Source organism: Arthrobacter sp. zg-Y238, assembly GCF_024385525.1.
Lineage (GTDB): Bacteria > Actinomycetota > Actinomycetes > Actinomycetales > Micrococcaceae > Arthrobacter_B > Arthrobacter_B jinronghuae.
In genome coordinates this window covers 526166-545099 of the sequence record NZ_JANFLU010000011.1, presented here as the reverse complement: position 1 = coordinate 545099, position 18934 = coordinate 526166, and the positions used below count along the sequence as shown (strand labels likewise).

Annotated in this window: 14 protein-coding genes; 7 read left to right on the top strand and 7 right to left on the bottom strand. The window is 58.1% G+C overall.

What is annotated here, in order from left to right; all coding sequences use genetic code 11:
• The first annotated feature begins 63 nt into the window (after positions 1-63).
• Positions 64-1725 carry a cell wall metabolism sensor histidine kinase WalK gene (locus NNX38_RS14230; RefSeq protein WP_255798586.1) on the top strand — a complete coding sequence of 554 codons (1662 nt, stop codon included), beginning with the start codon at positions 64-66 and terminating at the stop codon, positions 1723-1725.
• Between the two features lie 822 nt (positions 1726-2547).
• Here NNX38_RS14230 and NNX38_RS14225 read toward each other — a convergent pair.
• A complete protein-coding gene (locus tag NNX38_RS14225) occupies positions 2548-3309 on the bottom strand; it encodes a hypothetical protein (RefSeq protein ID WP_255798585.1) in 762 nt (253 codons plus the stop codon).
• 1095 nt (positions 3310-4404) lie between these two features.
• On the opposite strand from NNX38_RS14225, the gene NNX38_RS14220 reads away from it, so the two are divergent.
• Positions 4405-5511 (top strand): acyltransferase, encoded by a 1107-nt coding sequence (locus tag NNX38_RS14220; RefSeq protein WP_255798584.1) that lies wholly within the window; start codon positions 4405-4407, stop codon positions 5509-5511.
• Positions 5512-6040: 529 nt separating this feature from the next.
• Here NNX38_RS14220 and NNX38_RS14215 read toward each other — a convergent pair.
• The 3 genes from NNX38_RS14215 to NNX38_RS14205 are packed head-to-tail and all read right to left on the bottom strand — an operon-like array spanning position 6041 to position 9209.
• Entirely contained in the window at positions 6041-7429 is a 1389-nt protein-coding gene (locus tag NNX38_RS14215) for a hypothetical protein (protein WP_255798583.1), read from the bottom strand.
• On the bottom strand, positions 7369-8439 hold the full coding sequence (locus NNX38_RS14210) for a glycosyltransferase (protein WP_255798582.1): 1071 nt from the start codon (positions 8437-8439) through the stop codon (positions 7369-7371). Before NNX38_RS14210 ends, NNX38_RS14215 begins: the two co-directional genes overlap by 61 nt.
• Positions 8430-9209, bottom strand: a complete 780-nt coding sequence (locus tag NNX38_RS14205; RefSeq protein ID WP_255798581.1) for a glycosyltransferase — start codon at positions 9207-9209, stop codon at positions 8430-8432. The genes NNX38_RS14210 and NNX38_RS14205 overlap by 10 nt, the downstream gene beginning before the upstream one ends.
• A gap of 295 nt (positions 9210-9504) precedes the next feature.
• On the opposite strand from NNX38_RS14205, the gene NNX38_RS14200 reads away from it, so the two are divergent.
• The 4 genes from NNX38_RS14200 (at position 9505) to NNX38_RS14185 (ending at position 15261) form a co-directional block, all read left to right on the top strand.
• The gene (locus tag NNX38_RS14200; RefSeq protein ID WP_255798580.1) at positions 9505-10980 is read left to right on the top strand and encodes a polysaccharide biosynthesis tyrosine autokinase; all 1476 of its coding nucleotides are present in this window, start codon (positions 9505-9507) and stop codon (positions 10978-10980) included.
• Entirely contained in the window at positions 10980-12464 is a 1485-nt protein-coding gene (locus NNX38_RS14195) for a sugar transferase (RefSeq protein ID WP_255798579.1), read from the top strand. The genes NNX38_RS14200 and NNX38_RS14195 overlap by 1 nt, the downstream gene beginning before the upstream one ends.
• Positions 12465-12835: 371 nt before the next feature.
• A complete protein-coding gene (locus tag NNX38_RS14190) occupies positions 12836-14458 on the top strand; it encodes a DUF4012 domain-containing protein (RefSeq protein ID WP_255798578.1) in 1623 nt (540 codons plus the stop codon).
• A 245-nt stretch (positions 14459-14703) separates the two neighbouring features.
• The gene (locus NNX38_RS14185) at positions 14704-15261 is read left to right on the top strand and encodes a peptidase (protein WP_255798577.1); all 558 of its coding nucleotides are present in this window, start codon (positions 14704-14706) and stop codon (positions 15259-15261) included.
• A gap of 108 nt (positions 15262-15369) precedes the next feature.
• Here NNX38_RS14185 and NNX38_RS14180 read toward each other — a convergent pair whose 3' ends face one another.
• Complete coding sequence (locus NNX38_RS14180) at positions 15370-15507, bottom strand: hypothetical protein (RefSeq protein ID WP_255798576.1); 138 nt, start codon at positions 15505-15507, stop codon at positions 15370-15372.
• Between the two features lie 158 nt (positions 15508-15665).
• Here NNX38_RS14180 and NNX38_RS14175 point away from each other — a divergent pair, with 158 nt between their 5' ends.
• Positions 15666-16979, top strand: a complete 1314-nt coding sequence (locus tag NNX38_RS14175) for a UDP-glucose/GDP-mannose dehydrogenase family protein (protein ID WP_255798575.1) — start codon at positions 15666-15668, stop codon at positions 16977-16979.
• Between the two features lie 7 nt (positions 16980-16986).
• On the opposite strand, the gene NNX38_RS14170 is transcribed toward NNX38_RS14175, so the two are convergent.
• Together NNX38_RS14170 and NNX38_RS14165 are read right to left on the bottom strand one after the other, a co-directional pair.
• A complete protein-coding gene (locus tag NNX38_RS14170) occupies positions 16987-17853 on the bottom strand; it encodes a hypothetical protein (RefSeq protein ID WP_255798574.1) in 867 nt (288 codons plus the stop codon).
• A complete protein-coding gene (locus NNX38_RS14165) occupies positions 17853-18929 on the bottom strand; it encodes a hypothetical protein (protein WP_255798573.1) in 1077 nt (358 codons plus the stop codon). Before NNX38_RS14165 ends, NNX38_RS14170 begins: the two co-directional genes overlap by 1 nt.
• Between the last annotated feature and the right edge of the window lie 5 nt (positions 18930-18934).

Genomic DNA, 18934 nt, shown 5'->3' with positions numbered 1-18934 from the left:
TGGGAATCCGGGGGTTCCGTTTTTATGTCCAGTCTCAAAGCCCAAGTGGCCACCCTGACGGGTATGAAACTGCAGTTCAACGAACTGAGTCTTCGCCGGAGGCTGCTGGTGAGTCAACTGCCGCTGCTGATTGCCGTTGTTGTGGCGCTGGTGATTACTGCGGCGGTGGCTCCGGCCGTATTGGACAGCCTCGGCTTTCGATTTGCGACGGTGCTTCTTGCCGCTTTGACAGCGGCATGCGTGGTGGTCCCGTGGGAACGGTATTCACCGTTGGCTTACTGGTGTATTCCTGTGCTGGACTTCGCCGTTGTGGGCGGTCTTTATTACGAGGGCCGCGACTCGGTGATCGGGCTGAGTTTCCTCGCAGTCTTCCCCGTTTTCTGGATGGCCTGGTCTGGTGCGGCACCGCGCAGGGCGTGGATACTCGGTTACGTCTGCACCACACTGCTGCTATGGGCTCCGCTGTTCACGCAGGTAGGCGGCATCCCCGCTCTGGACGAGTTGCTGGCCCCGCTTCTGATCCCGTTCGTCATGCTGGGTATCGGCGTAGTGATCTCGACGATGGAATCGGATACTACCGCCCAGCAGAAACGGCTTGTGGCGATCGAGTCCGAGCTGCAGGCCAGCCTGGGGGAAACGCACCGCCGCTCCCAGCTGCTGGACGCCGTGCTGGAAACTGTCGATGTGGGCGTGATGGCGGTGGACGCGGAAGGCCGGACCATCCTGATGAACAGCCGCCAGCGGATCAACCATGCGTTGGCCGGCCTCACCGATGGAGCTGACACGGGCAGCGACGCCCGGATTTACGGTCTGGACCAGATCACCCCCGTGTCTGCGGCGGAAAGGCCTTCGCAGCGGGCTATGCGCGAGGAATCATTTTCGGACGTCATTGTCTGGGTGGGAACCGGGGAACGGCAGCGCGCCCTCGCCGTCTGTGCCCGCGCCATGCACGAACAGGGAGAATTCGCCGGGTCTGTGCTGGCCTACAGCGATGTCACGGAGATGGTCAATGCACTCAACGCCCGGGAGGACTTTGTCTCCAGTGTCTCCCACGAACTGCGGACCCCGCTGACCTCGATCATTGGCTACCTCGACCTTGTGGTCGACGACGAAGAGACCTCCCGTCTTCCCGGGCACCTCGTGAACGCCCTGGAGGTGGCGCAGCGCAACGCGGAGCGGCTGCTGCTGCTGGTGGCGGATCTGCTGACCACGGCCTCCGGAACCATGCACCTGCAGCGCTCCGAAACCGATGTCGCCGAACTGGTGCGCGTTGCTCTGGACTCCGCACGGCCCCGCGCCACCGCCATCGGTGTGGACCTGGAGTGCGACTGCGAAGCGGAGCTGCGTGCCTCGGTGGATCCGGACCGGATCTCCCAGGTACTGGACAACCTGCTCTCCAACGCCATCAAGTACTCCCCCGACGGCGGCAAGGTCACCGTCCGCTCCCGGAGGGAGGACGGGAACCTGGTTTTGGAGGTGGAGGACACCGGTATCGGCATGAGCGAGGCCGACCAACGGGACGTGTTCACCAAGTTCTTCCGCACCGGCCAAGTCAAGAAGGCTGCCATCCCCGGGGTCGGCTTGGGCCTGGTGATCACCAAGTCGATTGTGGAAGCCCACGGCGGGCGGATTTCTTTCAGCTCGACGCTGGGGGCCGGCACCACGTTCCGGGTCGAGGTACCTGTGGTGCGTCCGTCCCCCGGGGTTCCGCTCTGCGAGGAGTGACAGATGCTTGTCCTGGTGGTTGCGCTACTGAGCAGGAGCTATGGATTCAGAAGCCATCCATCCCGGAAAGGCAACAGTAAAGTGCGCTCCTAAATACTGAAACCAATCTGCGGGAAAACCGAAAGCGTTTATACCTGCCCAACGGGTTTTGCGACCGCAGGCTTCGGCGTGATTGACCTCCTTACCAACGGTCTAATCAGTATCATCCGTTGGCGGCGGAGAGACCACCATAGTATCTGCAGGTGTTTTGGCTACGCTTCTAAGCCTGGACGGGGCGGTGCAGTCGCGAGCAGGAATCAGTTGCAAGCAAACCTTCAGATCCACCCTCCATCGTGCCCATGTATGACGGAGGGTGGATCGCTCGGCGTATCCACTCTGCATCCCAGCCCGGGCCCTTGGCGCTGGGACGTAGGGAGTTAACTCCGTATCTGGAGCCCAGCCTAGCGACCGGGCTCGCGATCGGTCTGGCCCCGGACCTCCGGACATAGAAGTTGAAAGTGGCGCCATCGAAGCGGAACGAACAGGGTCACACCGCATACTGTTGTTATCTCAGCTCTTCAGATTCTGGTTGAGCCGGAGAGATGGAAATAATCCGCTCTAGCACCCTGAGCAATCCGCTCAAGGACGCTCCAAAAGTTTGGTCGCAACAACCTCTGAATTATCGTTGTTCGGCCATATGCAGCATAACTTGACCATGTTCCACCGTCCCCCAACGGCGGTAAGTGCACGCGCATACCAATTGGCGGGATCGATGTCTTGAGTGGGAAGGGATGCGGTATACCTTCCATACCTTACTTGCATCACGCTTCTTGTCGATCGAACTTATTTCAAAGCTGTGTTTCGCTCCGCCGCCTCAACCAGTTCCGGAGATGAGGTTTTTTCCCTGCTTGTGATTCCCAACATCAGCAGAACCACCACCGCACCCCAGACCGGAGTAGCACCCCCGATAGGACCCCGGATAACGCCCAGCATTGCGAATGCAACGTAGGGGGCGACCATCGCTGCTTTCGTCCCAGGTGCCTTCAGCCAAGCTCCGTCCAGACGACCAGCAACTATTCCAAGAACAGCCATGCCTGCTAAGAGACCGAGCCACCCAAACTCGAGATAAAACTCGGCGTGAATGGGAAGTGACAAGTTGGTAAAAACGTATCCAGCGTTCGCCGCAATAGCCTCAGATGCTGGCTCAGCTTTAGCCGCCCATATAGACCTAGGCACGAAGAAACCAATGCCAGAGAGAATATGAATCCCCCAGGTGTGCCCATAATCGCTAACATAGTCCAACGTATTAATAACCTGTTGAAAGCCGTCAAAATCTGGACTAGTAAACGCCTCCGTTCCGGTCCAAACGTTGAACGTTTGGGACCTGAAAACATTAGCCAAGGGATAAATAAGTAGCGTGGCGATCAACATAAAGCCCGCAAAGAGATACCCCCACCTTGCAGACCGAGGTCGTATCCACGCGAGGAAAAGTGTGCCGAATGCTGCAGCAGCTGTGAAACGACTATTAGCAATAGGGTTGCTGAAGAGCACCAGAGACACACAGGCAACGCAAAGGCCCACAAAGTGGGCCACCCGAATCTGCATGAAGCTCGTCCATCGGCCCTGAATCGCATATATACAGAGGAGGGCGCCCACGATGGCCAATGACCCCGGGAGAAGCACTGTTAGCGCATGCGCAGGTCCGCCGATTTCATCATAGGAATTTCCCAACTCGGCACGCTGCGCGGACAACTCTGCTCTCGTGAGAAATAGCGATGCAAGACCACCGTTTGCCTGTATCGCTATAGGCATCAGCGCTATACCTAGAACAATGACTGCGAACAACACCCAGGGACGTATGCGGCCCGCAGGCATCGGGTACGGATGCACGAAACTCCGTTTATTATACCGAGCTCTGGTGAATTCGACACCTGCAAAAAAAGCCACAGTGCCAGCGAGATTCAGGGCAAGGGCCGTAGCCACGCGCATGGGATCGTAAAGAGCTGCACCATCCCCCCACGCGACCGTCGACTCCGATATCTGTATGATCGGCGCAACGCCCAGCCATGCGAAACTGAACGTGAAAAAAACTGTGGCTACGGGTCGCAGGCCATTCACTATCGACCTTATAATGCCTGCTCCACAGGCAAGTGCATTAACTGTCGCGAGGACCGCTAGCCCCGGGGAGTCAATTTTGGACGCTAACCATACGGCAGCAGCAAGTGCCGTGACCAACAAAGGGATCGCCCATGGATTTACATGCGGACCTTGACGGGCTGTAGATTTTTCCCTCATGACTTCCACAATACGCTCTAACAGCACTAGGTCTTCCACACCGAAGCGTGGATTAGCGACCATCTTTCGTCCGGTCCCGTTCCTCCCGGAGAAAGGAGGATTACCCGAGACCAAATCATAAGGACGAAGCCGAGACTCCAATTCGTAGCCGTTTCCGACGCCGGCTACGGCACTGGAACCAGGTCAACCTGTACCGCTTGGTCAAGTCTGCACAAATGTCGGTAAGGACCGAGCCCACCTCGATAATCATCACTGCTCGCGATTAGGACACGGGGATCAGCGTCCCAACACAACAAGGCCTGCGCGCCGGCATCAGTCAAGCAAGGAGCGCGAACGCGTACCGGGGAAACCTCACCTACAATTAGACCAGTGGCATCGCTGGGGTGCGTACACATGGGGGACTAGATGTCATCGTTGAAGGCGTTGGATGTACCGAAGAATCAGGTCAACAGGTTTAACCACATTGATGGCCTACGTGCCTTAGCTGTCTTATTGGTAGTCGCGATGCACGCTGGCTATACATTCGTGCCCGGCGATAGCGGGGTGACAATTTTCTTCGGAATCAGCGGCTTTATCATTACTCACATTTTGATCCGCGAGCGAGAGAGAACAAACGGGTTCAGGGCAGGCGGTTTTTATTTTCGTCGCATCTTCAAAATCGCACCGCCGTTTGCTGTTGCCATTGTCTTGCCGACCCTTATCTACTGCATAAACCATAAAGTAGACGGGATCGCCTTCCTAAGCCAAATATTCTTTTCTTATAACTGGGTCGAGATTTTTTATCAGCGATATGATCAAGTCCTTCCTGGAAGCACGATCGTTTGGTCGCTCGCTGTTGAAGAGCAGTTTTACATCGTTTTCGCCGCCTTGTGGGTAATGATTATCCGTTCAACGTGGTGGCGGCAAGCACTACTCACGGCGAGTATCTGCGCGATTATAGGCTCGACACTGATCAGGGTATTCCTAAGTCAAGAGAACGATGTCATTCGCGTCATTCGGGGCACCGATACTCGCCTCGATGCCATTGCTTGGGGAGTATTGGCCGCAGTCTTGGTCTACATGTGGGAGCATGGACAGGCCAAATGGTTGTCGAAACTCGGCAAGGACTGGGCACTTTGGGTTGCAGCCTTCTTATTCCTTGGAGGTATGGCACTCCGTGATGGATGGGCTGAGCACGCGTTTAGGCCAAGTGCCCATGCGATCGCAGGTGTATTAGTCATCATCTATGGAATGGTCCCGGCGACCACGCGTTTCAAAAGGCCATTCTATCGGGCCATGGGATGGGCCCCAATTCAACTGGTAGGCCTGGCAAGCTACAGTATCTATCTTGTTCATTATCCGCTGGCAAAATTCTTTGCTCCGGTATTGTCCGAAATGCCTATGCTGGCCAGCGTCGCCATACTTTCGACCGCTGGCGTTATATCCGGCATCCTGCTCTATCAGCTCGTAGAGATTCCCGCCCTCCATCTTCGAAAAAGAATAGAGCGCCACTATCCCCAAAAACTTAGCTGACATCTCATTCCGGGTAACGTCCCAAGCTTCAGTCGGCGATCTATAGTTCGCCCTAGTCGGTCCAGGCACCCAACCCCCAGGAGCTCTGCCCGCAAACGGTACTTCTTTAGCCCCGGAAACGGCCCAGAATGTTCAAAGTGCGGGAAAACACTGATGTAAGCACCGCCTTCGCATCTCGTCTGCCGCCATGACAATGGAGATAGCTCCGGAACTTAGAGCTATATCCGAGACATCTGCCGAACCGAAGTAGTCGAAGACCGTTCATTGGCGACTATGAGATTGCTGAAGCACCAGCACCCCCTGAAGTAAGAGCTCGCTCAGGAAAAGTCCGTGCCGGGCAATCAGTAGGGCACCGCCCAACGACCCAATTACCGTGTCTAGATACCGTTCTGCTCCGGGACCGTAACGGCACGCTTGAGGACACAAACAACATCGCAAGTCAGCGTTTGGGTCAATAGGACCGATCTGTTTCGAAAAGCCTGCTCCCTTTCCGCACGCATGGCCGAAGGCGTAACAGCACCCAGCGCTATCAAGTTCTGCGGCGCCTGCGGACCGTGAAATCGCGTCGAAGAACAGCGACTTGGAATACCAATACTGCAGCCTCCGCGAGGACAAGGCAATAGAGACCGCCAGTTGCTCCGGTCCATGTCACCGCAGGCCACAATATTCCTAGCCCGAGTCCGCCGCCTACGCATACAGATAATGCTACGGATGAACGATGCCCTAGTGCTAATAACCCAAGCATCCCCATTTGCGTAACGACCGTCAAACCAATTGCCAGCGCGGCAGGTAGATACTGGTTTGCTGAAATTTCGATCGAGTCGTTCCCTAGAATGCTGCTAGCAAAAGGACCCAGTAGCAGGAAGAATAAAAACGCAGCGAGGCCTCCAAGGCTTGCGACACGCATGGCGTTCCGGACCCTCGAGGTCAAGTAGCTGGGTCCGGCGGTGGGAATCCAAGACTGCAAACCTTGCGAAAGAGGTTTCACCGCTGCTTCTGCAAACTTTATAATTCTGTCTATCAAAGCGTATGCGACTGCTTGGTCAGGCCTTATTGCGGTGACCAGGATCAGAGGCAGATAGCGATAGGCTTGAGAAACGATTGACGCGACGAGTCCTGACGCGTGTGAATGAAGCAGCTTTCGTGCACGAGCCATGGTCAGATAGGAAACATAACTACTTCCCTTAGCCCCTACCGAGATAGCTCGTGAGGCCATCAGGAGAGGCATAATTGAAGAGACCACGATTGCAAGCGAGAACACAATCTCGTGGGGGTAGATAAGAAGCAGCGCCGCGCCTGCGACCGTCGGCAGGATTCTTGGCAGTGTATCCAGCTTCATCAGTCCAACTGGATCGCCCTTCCCGACGAAATACCACGCAGCTGTGAGCCCGAGAAGCGCGGATCCGATACCTGCGACGGCAGCTGCTATGGAGTATGCGGGCGGAACAATATTCCAACAAATAAATGAGACAAGAACCAATATTGGTGGAACTATTACCGCTCGAAAAGCGATGGATTCGCGGTAGATGTGCTTCCGTGCCAGGTCATTCGCAGTTGCGGCGATTTCTGCAGGCCCAGTAATCCCCCATCCAAGGTGGATCAAAATGCTGCCGATAATACCCACAGCCTGGCCGGCAGCAATACTGGCCCAAGCATTCGCGCCTACGGATGCAACGACAACAGGGATAGTGGCAACGTTAATCAGTCCCGAAAGCAGAGCAGTTGCTCCGAACCCACCCATCCGCGAAGTGATTCTTATGAGCCCTTTGTGATTCAGGCTCGGTGCGTTTTTCATCAGTACCTGTCGCATCGATTTTGCACCCGTGGCCTCAACCTTCCTCTGCCTTCCGCGTGCTGCTAATGCGCCAGGGCAACGGTCGACAAAAAACGTCGGAGGACAGATGCTGAGTCCTGCCATGATGGCAGGGTCTTGGCGCGCGAGGTCGTATCCACCGTCAGCGCCTGCTTAATCGCAATTTCCAAACCTGACGATGTCGGCTCAGCAACAATCAAGTTATTGAAAATGCTATCGAGGCCACTGTCCGATGTCGCTATAGCCGGCAACCCAAAGTAGTCCGCCTCCGCCATGGGCAGACCATAACCCTCGTCGCTGGAGGCAAGCACAATGCAGACTGCCTGCGCCACGATATTCTGGTACTGAGTATCCGAGACAAACCCTGGGAACACTACCCGAGAAGTGATTCCTAGCCCACTGGCGAGGCTTTCGAGTCTCTCCTGTAAGGATCCTCGCGCCCCCAACACAACAAGTTGCGCCTTAGATTCTGGATTGCTGGCAAGGAAGCGAGCAAACCCCTCGATCACTAGATGAGGCCGCTTATTGTTGTGATGCCCGAAGGTCACAATAGACCCAGCAAGATCCTCTGCCTCTTTTTCCATCACCGTGTTCCATCGTGAGGGGTGATCGCCCCCGTTGGAGACGAGAATGGTCCTCGATCCAGGAACGATGGTGAGAGTTTCATCTCTAGTCTTTTCGGATATGCACGCATTCACAAGGGCACGCGAAGCTGATAATGTCCACAACTTTCGGTAAACCTTCTTGGCCTTCGAAAACTCGTCCGGATTTTTAATATGCCGCCAGTCATGTTGGAAACACACCCCACGCCGCTTGGCCGTCAGCGGTGAAACGATAGGACTAAGCGAGACCAGAAAGTCCGCCTTTAGCAGACGTCGTACTGAAGGAGCAACAAATATCTGGCCGAAAAATCTTAGGGGGATTCCCTCGTTTGACCATTTCAGCACCCGAACTTGGTGCAAGTCTCTGAATTCGTCCGCCGCCCACCTAGTACCGAAAACGGTTATATGGTCCTCTGGATACCTTGTCGCCCATGCCCTGACGATTTCGGTTGCGTGCAGCCGCATGCCTCCGGACATCTCGGTGGCACCTGAAATGTCGAACACTATACGCATGATCTAGCTTCCTCCGTAGCCCGCAGCTTCTTGGCGGTGCCTGACGGGAATAGTGAGAGGAGTGCAGGGTAGCGTGAATAGAACTTCGCCATCGACGCTAGCTCTCGTTTCCAGGGGACAAACCTGAATGACGTTGTTTCGCGCTGCCATCCGTGTACCCAGCGGGCACTTCCGCACACGATAGATTTGTGACCCATTTTCTTCGCCCTGAGGCAAATGTCGGCATCCTCATAGTAGAGGAAAAAGGCCGGATCCCAAGGGCCTAGCTTCGCAAAGGTTTCCTTAGTTCCCGCTACTACCGCACCAATGAACCAAGAAACCTCTCTGTCCTCACCATCGTTACTGAACAAGCGGTACTGTTCGTCTAGGCTTGAGGGCTCAAGCCTATGGCGTATTTTGTGCAGAAGGAAAGGCAGACCGCGTCCGTTGGCTTGCAACGTCCCGTCATCGTTCGTTAACTGTGGTGCCACGAGGGCGTTCGCGGTATCAATGACTTCTCGAAGAATATCCAGGGAACCGAAATCTACGGTCACGTCGGGATTAACAAAGGCGACATAGTCCCCCGAGGCGTGATCGAATCCAACATTGTTGGCCGCTCCGAAACCGCAATTCTTCGGTAAGGCGATAACGCGGGCTCCAAGGGCTTCGGCTACGGCGACGCTGTCGTCGGAAGATGCGTTGTCGACGACTATCCACTCCACACCGGCGGGCCATTCTAGGTTATCCCAGTAACGCTTAAGAACGGACGAGTTGTTGTAGGTTACGGTCACGAGTGACCACTTGGTCGAACTAGTTGACGGCATCGCGCCCCAATCTGACTTATCCAGGGGTCTTACAACTCCAGAAGCTGTCGGTATCTTCGCTGAAAGTCGTGCGTATAGACGTACGTTTGTACCGCTAGTATAGGTCTAGTTACTGCTCACAAGTGACAACCGTACACGGGCATATCCCTTCTGCGTCTCCTAGCTCTAGAGTCAGGCCGCGGAACTAAAGCCTGTGGGTTCCTTGACCGGTAAATCAGCGCACCGGTTTCGGATTATATCGCCCATTTAGGAGGCCTAGGACTTGCAGCTCAACGAGTACGTACGGATTTTGAGGCGGCAATGGACACTAGTTGTCGTGGCCAGCTGTCTCGGGCTCCTATCGGCAGCGGGAATAACCTTGGTTTCTTCCCCAACGTATACAGCCAACACACGCCTCTTCGTGGCAATTCAGAATTCAGGCGCGGTATCAGAGCTACAACAGGGAAATACTTTCAGCCAAGGACGGGTAAAGTCCTACGTTGAGACCGTAAAGACCCCTGCCGTCCTCCAGCCAGCAATTGACGAACTCGGCCTGGATATAGAACCTGTTGAGCTGCTGGACCAGGTTCGGGCATCGGCTGACCTCGATACTGTACTGATATCTATTGCAGTGGACGACGACTCTCCGGTGCAGGCTGCTGCCTTAGCTCAGGCTATTGCCAATAGCCTCATTGAGCAGGTTGAAACGCTTGAGCGCCCTGCGGAAGCTGTCTCGTCCCCTGTCCGGCTCTCCATAGTCACTCCGGCAGTTGCCCCCGAATCTCCGTCGGGCCCCAATATGGGTCTCAATCTCGTGATTGGAATCTTCTTAGGGCTGCTGGCCGGCCTGGTGAGCGCGCTGATTCGATCGTCTTCGGACACGCGAGTTCGTAGCGAAAACGATCTGTCAAGCATCACTAAGGCTCCCGTTCTAGGCGGTGTAGCGTTCGACGGCGACGCGTCAAAGAAACCGCTTCTGACTCAGGCGGGGCACCAGAGTCCTCGCGCGGAGTCCTTCCGTCATATACGTACCAATCTGCAGTTTGCCAATGTGAGTAGCAAGTCCAAAACGATGTTGGTGACGTCGTCACTGCCAGGTGAGGGCAAGAGTACAACGGCGACAAATTTGGCAATTGCTATGGCACAGGATGGTCAACGCGTCGTGCTCATAGATGCTGATCTACGGCGCCCTATGGTAGCGGAGTACCTAGGGCTCGAAGGACGTGCGGGACTCACAACCGCCCTGGTCGGATCTGCTGATGTCATGGACCTTCTTCAACCGTGGGGGGAACAGGAGTTGTATGTCCTAAGCTCTGGCCGTGTGCCCCCGAATCCAAGTGAACTACTTGGATCGAATGCTATGGCAACGTTGATCCGGAAACTGGAAAGTAACTTCGACGTCGTAATAATCGACGCACCTCCACTTATCCCCGTTACCGATGCAACCGTTCTCGCCCAAAAAGGTCACGGTGTGGTCTTGGTCGTTGGCGCTGGGAAGGTCCGCACACACGACGTGGAAAAATCCCTGGAATCTCTGAATCTGGTAGGCGCTGACTTGTTGGGAGTCGTTGTCAACCTCCTGCCCACGAAAGGCCCCGATGCCTACGCCTATAGCTACTATTCCTACGCCTCGAAGCCTGACTCACATCGTAAGAGTCGAAATCCTGCGAAGGCTTTTAACGGTAGCCACATGAAAGCCGCTCGGCGTTCGAAAAAGCCTAGCCGCGACTCTGATCACGCAGTCGGCGGGCGCCGCTAGTGGAAGCTCATGGGGGGCTGGCTACCTACGCACTAAAAAAAGATTCAAAACGATCTGACTGGCGTAAGAATTACTCGCTGCTACTGCAACTGGTTGATGCCGGAGTAGTTTTGTGGGCGATGTCGGGAGCGTTAGTCCTGAGGTTTGGAGCGCCGTCCGGTCAAGATCTCATTCAGATGAAGGGCCAGCCGTACGTTGTGATGACAGTGGCTCTCTCAGTTATCTGGTGGGCCATGCTTGGTTTCTGCGGCAGCCGGGACACAACCGTATTGGGCTACGGCACGGAAGAGTATAAGCGTCTGCTTAGTGCATCTTTTTGGCTCTTTGGCCTAGTAGCAACAGTTTCATACATCTTCCGTCTAGAGGTCGCGCGAGGGTTTGTCGGACTGGCGCTTTCAGCCGGTGTGTTGTCACTATTCATTGCTCGTACCTTATTGCGCAGTTACCTTCGAACCCAACGGAAGCGTGGTGCCAGCAGCTCCACGGTTATGCTCATTGGGGGTATCCATGGTGTTGAGCATTTGGCCCGAGCGCTACTTAGCCAGCCAATGGCCGGCTATGTGCCCATTGCTACTTATTTACCCGGCGCTCCGGCGGGAACTGTCGCGAATCCATCTCTAGGCCTTCCCAATCTTGGGGAAAGCAGATCCGTTGACTCGATAGTGGAATCCGTAAGGTCCGTCAGACCGGACGTCGTAGCGCTATCCAGTGGGGTTCCTCTGTCTCCCAAAATTATTCGTGAGCTCGGATGGATACTTGCTGAAATGCAGGTCAGGATGATCATGGCCCCCGCTCTTACGGACATTGCCGGTCCGAGGATTCACACACAGCCGGTTGCCGGGTTACCTCTTATCCATGTTTCCACTCCGAGCCTTACGGGATGGCGATGGTTTGTTAAGCGCTCTTTTGACATGGTCGGGTCGCTATTTCTTATCCTCTTGTTGTCCCCTGTGTTCGCCGCAGTTGCTGTCGTCGTGAAACTAACCAGCCCAGGGCCTGTCTTGTACTCCCAGGAACGGATCGGCGTTCGCGGCGAACCATTCCGCATGCTGAAGTTCCGCTCCATGCGGCAAGATGCGGATGCTGAACTCGCTGCCCTGCTAGAGCAGCAAGGTACACACGACAAACCGTTGTCAAAGGTCGTGGATGATCCACGAATCACTTCCGCAGGACGAATCCTGCGAAAGTTCTCACTCGACGAGTTGCCCCAACTATTAAACGTCCTCTTAGGAGATATGTCCTTAGTAGGTCCACGGCCGCAACGTGAGCACGAGGTTGCACTGTATGACGGCGCCGCCCACCGACGTCTCTTTGTGAGTCCCGGTATGAGCGGATTGTGGCAGGTAAGTGGCCGCTCCAACCTGACCTGGGAAGAAGCGATTCAACTCGATTTGTACTACGTGGAGAATTGGTCGCTCACACAGGACATAGTCATCCTTCTCAAGACATTTCGCGCGGTGTTTAGGAGTGAAGGCGCGGTTTAACCCTGCGCTCCCTAGGGCTCAGTCGTGCAGCAGTCAACCCGTCACAGTGCTGTTCAATGGCATCTCAAATGCGAACTACCCCTTCTTATTCCTCCTGACGAAGGCCTACATCAATGACCTCGATTGACCCAGACATCGACTCCGAGCCGAGAGCAGCGAAACCTGTCCGCGCAAAAGGGCACACCGGTCTGAGGAAACGCGCCCTTCGTCGGGCAGCCATCGGAGCTATCGCCGCGGCTGTTGTAGCCAGCGCAGCCGTAGTTATGCTGACCCAGCAGGTCTCCACGGTCCGCACAGACCTCGAAAGAGCGATGAGCTTGGTGCCCGTGCTTCGTGCGGAGCTAGGAGAGGGTGCTTATAGCGACGGGAAGGTGACCTTTGACCGGATGCGTGAGAGCACCTCGAGCGCTCGTGCAACCGCCACCGGACCGTTGTGGAAAGTCGCTTCAGCAGTTCCCGTTGTCGGCGCCAACTTTGCCGCCGTGACGGAAGTTGCAGTTTCAGCCGACGATGTTGCCGCCCGGGCTGTTGCACCATTACTGGGCCAATACGAATCCCTGGACTGGCAAGCGCTTTCCCCGACGGATGGCCGGATCGATGCTGCCCAACTCAAGGAGGCTGCCCCTAGCATTTCCACGGCAGCAAACACCGTACGTCTGTCCCATGACCGGCTGGCGTCAATCGATCTGTCGCGCCTCCTTCCGGAAGTCGCGGATCCGATTCGTTCCGCTACCGAGCAATTGAAATCTGTCGATACCGCTCTGGGCACGGCAGCGTCGGCGGCTCAGCTCCTACCACCGATGCTCGGTACTGATGGGGAACGCAATTACCTACTCTTGGTCCAGAACAGTGCTGAATCGAGGGCGACAGGCGGTATTCCAGGAGCCCTTGCAGTGCTGACGGTCAAGGATGGACAAATCAGCCTGAGCGACCAGAGCAGCGCTGCGGGCATGGAGGCCTTTAGGCCGCCCCTTGAAGTGGACCCGGAGCAGGAGCGCCTTTACACGGCGCGGCTCGGGACGCAAATGCAGAATGTAAACCTTACCCCCCATTTTCCAACCGCAGCCGAAACGGCCAAAAGAATGTGGGAGGAACGACGGCCTGGGAAAACTGTGGATGGAGTACTCGCCCTGGACCCTGTTGTGCTGGCCCACCTGTTGGAGGCCACGGGACCAGTGGATTTAACGGACCCAGCAGTGGTTCGCCCCATCGACGGGACATCCTTGCCGAGGTCCTTGACTAAGGACAATGTGGTTCCCACACTCCTATCCGATGTTTACCGTGAAATCGAAGATCCCGTTGCTCAGGACGCGTACTTCGCTGCCGTAGCTGCCAGCGTTTTCTCGGCCTTCACAGACGGGCAGGGAGACAGTAGTCGATTGATCCCTGCATTGACTACCAGCGTTCAGGAAAACCGCCTATATCTCTGGTCCCAGAACAAAGAGGAACAGGACATTATTGCCACTACCGGTCTGGCCGGTTCCGTGACTGGAGCGAATGCCGGCGGCGCGTCCTTCGGTGCATATTTCAACGATGGAACTGGGGCAAAAATGGACTACTTCGCATCGAGAACGGCCCAACTGCTGCAGACGTGCCAAGACGACGGGTACAGCCGTTACGACGTACAGCTCACGGTGGAAAACACCGCTCCACAGGACGCTGCTGCCTCACTTCCGGCCTATGTCACAGGCGCCGGAGTGTATGGGGTGGAGCCCGGACACTTCCGTACAAATTATGTTGTCTATGGTCCCGCCCAGTCTCTCGTCGAATCAGCCCGGATAAACGGAGAACCGATAGCATTTGGTGCCGGTAAACACGGTCAGCGGCCCGTGGGCACGGTGACACTGGAATTGGCCCCGGGCGAATCTGCAGTAGTGGATATCGAGTTCTCCCGGGTGGTCCAAAATTCCGAACCGAAGCTCCAAGTCACACCGTCCGTCCAGCCTCTGAAGGATGTAATACTTCCAGTTGACCGAGGCGAATCCTGTAGCTGATCGTTGATTTTCAATTTCCATATAACATACGTCTTGGAAGTAGGGGCAACACCTGTTACCGTAATCATGTTCCACTCCATGAAAGCTATGCGGAGGGACGCAGGTATACCTGGTCGATCCGGGAGGCGGCCGGGGACACTAATTGCAAATAGAAATATTCTTGGCTTGGTTCTACGGGTTCTTGGTGTGAGCCGACCGTCAATAACCACACAGTCTCTTATCAAACGCACACCGGGGAGTCTCACATGAAAAAAACCGTATCCGCACTTGCTCTGACCGGAGCCCTTGCCTTCGCTGGCGCCGGAGCTGCCAGCGCCCTTGAGAGCTACCCTGCTCCCGCCACCGGCACGGTCAGCGACAGCGTTGTAACCCCCGGTTCGGCGGTTGTTTTCAGCGGCGCCGGCTTCATCCCCGGGGAGCAAGTCCTCGTAACGGCCACCTACGCCAATAACCCCGTAGTTGTCGGCGGAACCGGCGTCAGCAGCCCGATCATCCTGGCCCAGCAGATCGGCAGCTACAACACCGTTGCCGATGCAGCCGGCAACTTCGCCGTCGAGGTCACCCTGGCCGAAGCCGGAACCTACACCCTGACGGCCACGGGCGTGCAGTCCGGCAAGGTAGTCACCAACACCGTAGTGGTTGAGGCAGCCGCAGGCACCGGAACCGGCGCCAACGCCTCTGCAGATGCCGGCCTTGCCGACACCGGTGCTGACTCCGCCATGATGCTCTGGGGTGCCGCAGGCGTCCTGGCGCTTGGTGCAGGCGTAGCTACCGTCACGATCGCCCGCCGCAAGAACGCCTAACAGCCGTTCACGGGGCCGCAGGGGCCTGGTCTAACAGCTAAAGAGGGAGGGTGGAAACCAACCGGTTTCCACCCTCCCTTTGGCGTTTCCGTCACGGTTCGTCCTTGTTCACCACCCCAAGGCGAAAACCACCACTGCCACGGTCACCAGTGCCAAGACGGCGACACCCGCATACTTGGCCCATTCGGCTCCCGTTCGGCGCGGCCGCTTACGGCGCCACTCTCTTCTCGGTTCCACTGTGCTCATGGTTTCGAAGCTATTAACAACTCAGGTCGCAGGAGAAGAGTAGTCATTACCTGCCCCGAACGCTTTTCTACCTAGGCCCCGGTCAGCATTCCAAGCCACGGCTGTGCAGGCGATAGGCTGGTAGCCGTCTTCCGCTATCGATTCCTTATGGGGTAACAGTGCGTCTCTCGGTTATTGGCTGCGGCTACTTGGGCGCCGTACATGCAGTTTCCATGGCCCAGCTGGGACATGATGTTGTAGGAATCGACGTCGACGCCGCCCGGATCGAGGACCTCGCCGCAGGCCGGGCACCATTCTTCGAACCCCGCCTGCCCGAGCTTCTTGCCGAAGCATTGGAGAGCGGCCGCCTCACGTTCAGCACGGACATGGCGGACGCCGCCGGTGCCGACGTGCATTTTGTCTGTGTGGGCACTCCCCAGCGAAAGGGCGAATACGCCGCCGACCTACGCTACGTGGACGCCGCCGTCGCCGGCCTGGCACCCTACCTGGAACCAGGGAACATCGTGGTGGGCAAGTCCACCGTCCCGGTGGGCACCGCCGCACGCCTGGCGGACCAGCTGGCCGAGGACGCCCCCGGCGCCGTCCTGGCCTGGAACCCGGAATTCCTGCGCGAAGGGCACGCGGTACAGGACACGCTTACCCCGGACCGGTTTGTCTACGGCGTGCCGGACGGCGAGACCGGAACCGCCGCCGTCGCCGCCCTGGACGAGGTGTACGCCACTCCCCTGTCCGGCGGCACCCCGCGCATGGTGGTGGATTACGCCACGGCCGAACTGGTCAAGACCGCCGCGAACTCCTTCCTGGCTACCAAGATCAGCTTCATTAACGCCATGGCCGAGGTCTGCGAGGCCTCCGGAGCGGACGTCTCCGCCCTGGCCGACGCCATCGGCATGGACGAGCGCATCGGACGCAGCTTCCTGAACGCCGGCGTCGGCTTCGGCGGCGGCTGCCTGCCCAAGGACATCCGTGCGTTCATGGCACGGGCCGGGGAACTGGGCGCAGACCAGGCCCTGACCTTCCTGCGCGAGGTGGACGCCATCAACATGCGTCGCCGCTCCAAGGTGGTCGAGATGACGCGGGAGATCTGCGGCGGCTCCCTGCTGGGCAAGCGGGTGACCATCCTGGGTGCCGCCTTCAAGCCGGAGAGCGACGACGTACGGGACTCCCCTGCCCTCAGCGCCGCCGCGCAGATGCAGCTCCAGGGTGCCACGGTCACGGTGACCGATCCCCAGGCCCTGCAGAACGCCAAGGGACGCTTCCCTGAACTGAACTATGAGCCGGTGGCCGAAAACGCCCTGCTGGGCGCCCATGCCGTGGTGCTGCTGACCGAGTGGAAGGAATACCGGGCCCTGGACCCGGCAGCCACCGGCCCGCTGGTCACGGACAAGAACATCATTGACGGCCGCAACGTGCTGGATCCGGCCGCGTGGCGCGCCGCCGGTTGGACCTATCGGAGCATGGGCCGGCCGTAACCGGGTCTCAGGCCTTCACCGTCGACGCAGGATGGTGGAACCGGATTGCCGCAACCACCTCGGCGGTCTCGTCCTCATCCTCGTCGCCGGTTTTCAGCTCTTCCACAATCACCTGCGGCTTGAACTTCGTGGGCGTGAAGCTGAACCGCACGGCGTAGCCTGAGCGGACCCGCGTCTTGGCCAGGGCCTCCAGGTCAGGAAGGCTCCGGGTCCAGGCGGCAACCGCCCGCCGGGCTTCCTGCCGCTTCTCCTCGAGGGGCACTGGTGCGGCATTGTCCTCCGGTTCATCCAGGTCCACGGAGTAGCTGATGTCCGGTTCCTCGGCTGTCCCGCCGATGGTCATTTCGATTTCGGAGAAGGGCCAGTGCTCCAGCTCCGCGGCCAGCATGTCCTCCCACCAGGTGATCAGGCGGCGGGCGGCGGGCACGGCGTCGTCGCGCGCCACTCCGCTGACGGTAAATCCTCCGTAGGAGCCGTCCACCAGCACCGACGTCCCCGGGAACCCTGCGAGCAACTGGTCATGCGTCCGCACGAGGAAGTCCAGCATGTCCGCGTCCCTTTTTTGCCCGATAATCAGCAACGAGGAAAAAGGGGCATCGGGAGCAGCCGACTCCGCGATCCGCACCTCCAGATCATCGGTGCGGCCCAGCCCGGTGATCGCCCCGTTCAGCCGGGACACCAGATGGGGCAGCTCCCGGCGGGCGCCGGTAATCGCTGCGGTATACGTCGTGATGCCAACCCCCAGGGAATCCGTCGACACCGTTGCATCACGGGAAAGGGCCGCGGTCATGTCTGCCACCAGCGCCTCGGTCGCGGCTGCCGCGGAGGCTTTGGCGGCACGCTTGGTACCGTCCAGGAAATCCAGCAAACCCATTAGATCAGTCCGTTCAGTGGTCCGGTCAGGAGCAAACGCGCCAGCACGAGGACGGCGAAACCGCCCAGGGTCCAGATCAGGGCGGGGGTAAGGGTGCGGCGTTTGAGCGTGCGGCCTTCCGGAGGCACCGGCTGCGCGGCACCGCTGGCGAACCGCTGCGCGGACACCGGGCCGTTCGCCAGCCCCACCAGCGCGGCACCGGGCCCGAAGATGACCTGTGAGAGCCGTTGCCAGGTTCCTTCGCTGCTCAGATCAAGTTCCCCGCGGGTGAAGAAGATGATGGAATCGTCCACGGTTTCGACGTCGAACCCCGGCGCGTCCGCGAGCACCCGGCGCACGACCTCCGGCGTGAAGACGGCCAGGGCCGCTGCCTCGTGCCCCTCCGGGGCGTACAGGGTGAAGTGGCGGTCCAGGTCCTCCGGCAGCGGAACCTGCTGCGACTTGGCGAGGCTGACCGGCACGCTGGAGCCAAGCCAGGGATCGTTCCCCTTGGCATCGAGCAGCATCCGGGGCAGCCGCCGCTCCGCGGTGACCGCGGCGTAGGTCCAGGTTACGACCGACGGCCGGTCGTTCCGGTTCCGGGCCCGCGAGCCCGTCCGGTAGGAGAAATGGGCAACCTCGAACGGAAAGAGGTGGGCAGGTCCGTTACGGAACCGCTTCCAGGACTGCGGATGGTGGCCCTCTCCGAAGATGGTGGCATCGATCCTGGGAAGCTTGGGGTCCGCCTTGTAGGACAACCCGTTCCGCTGTACGAACCGGTTCAGCTTTGCGGCCGTGATCCGGGGATCCTCTTTCGCGCCTTGGAGGAGGAAACCGACCGCGGCGGCCAGGAGTCCGGCCAGGAAGATCCCCGATCCCACATTGATCGCTGACGCGTCCAGGTTAAAGGAGTCCACCGTCGCTTCAGCAATACCCATCGAGCAGACCAGCCATACTGCCAGGCAGGCGGCTGCGAAACCCGCCAGGAACAGCCTGGACCCCGTAGCCAGTCCGGCAATACCGGTGGGCCGCTGGGCTGCGATCTCCTCTGCGGGCACAGGGTCGCGGAGGACGGAGGTATCCAGTTGGCTGGTCATGCCGC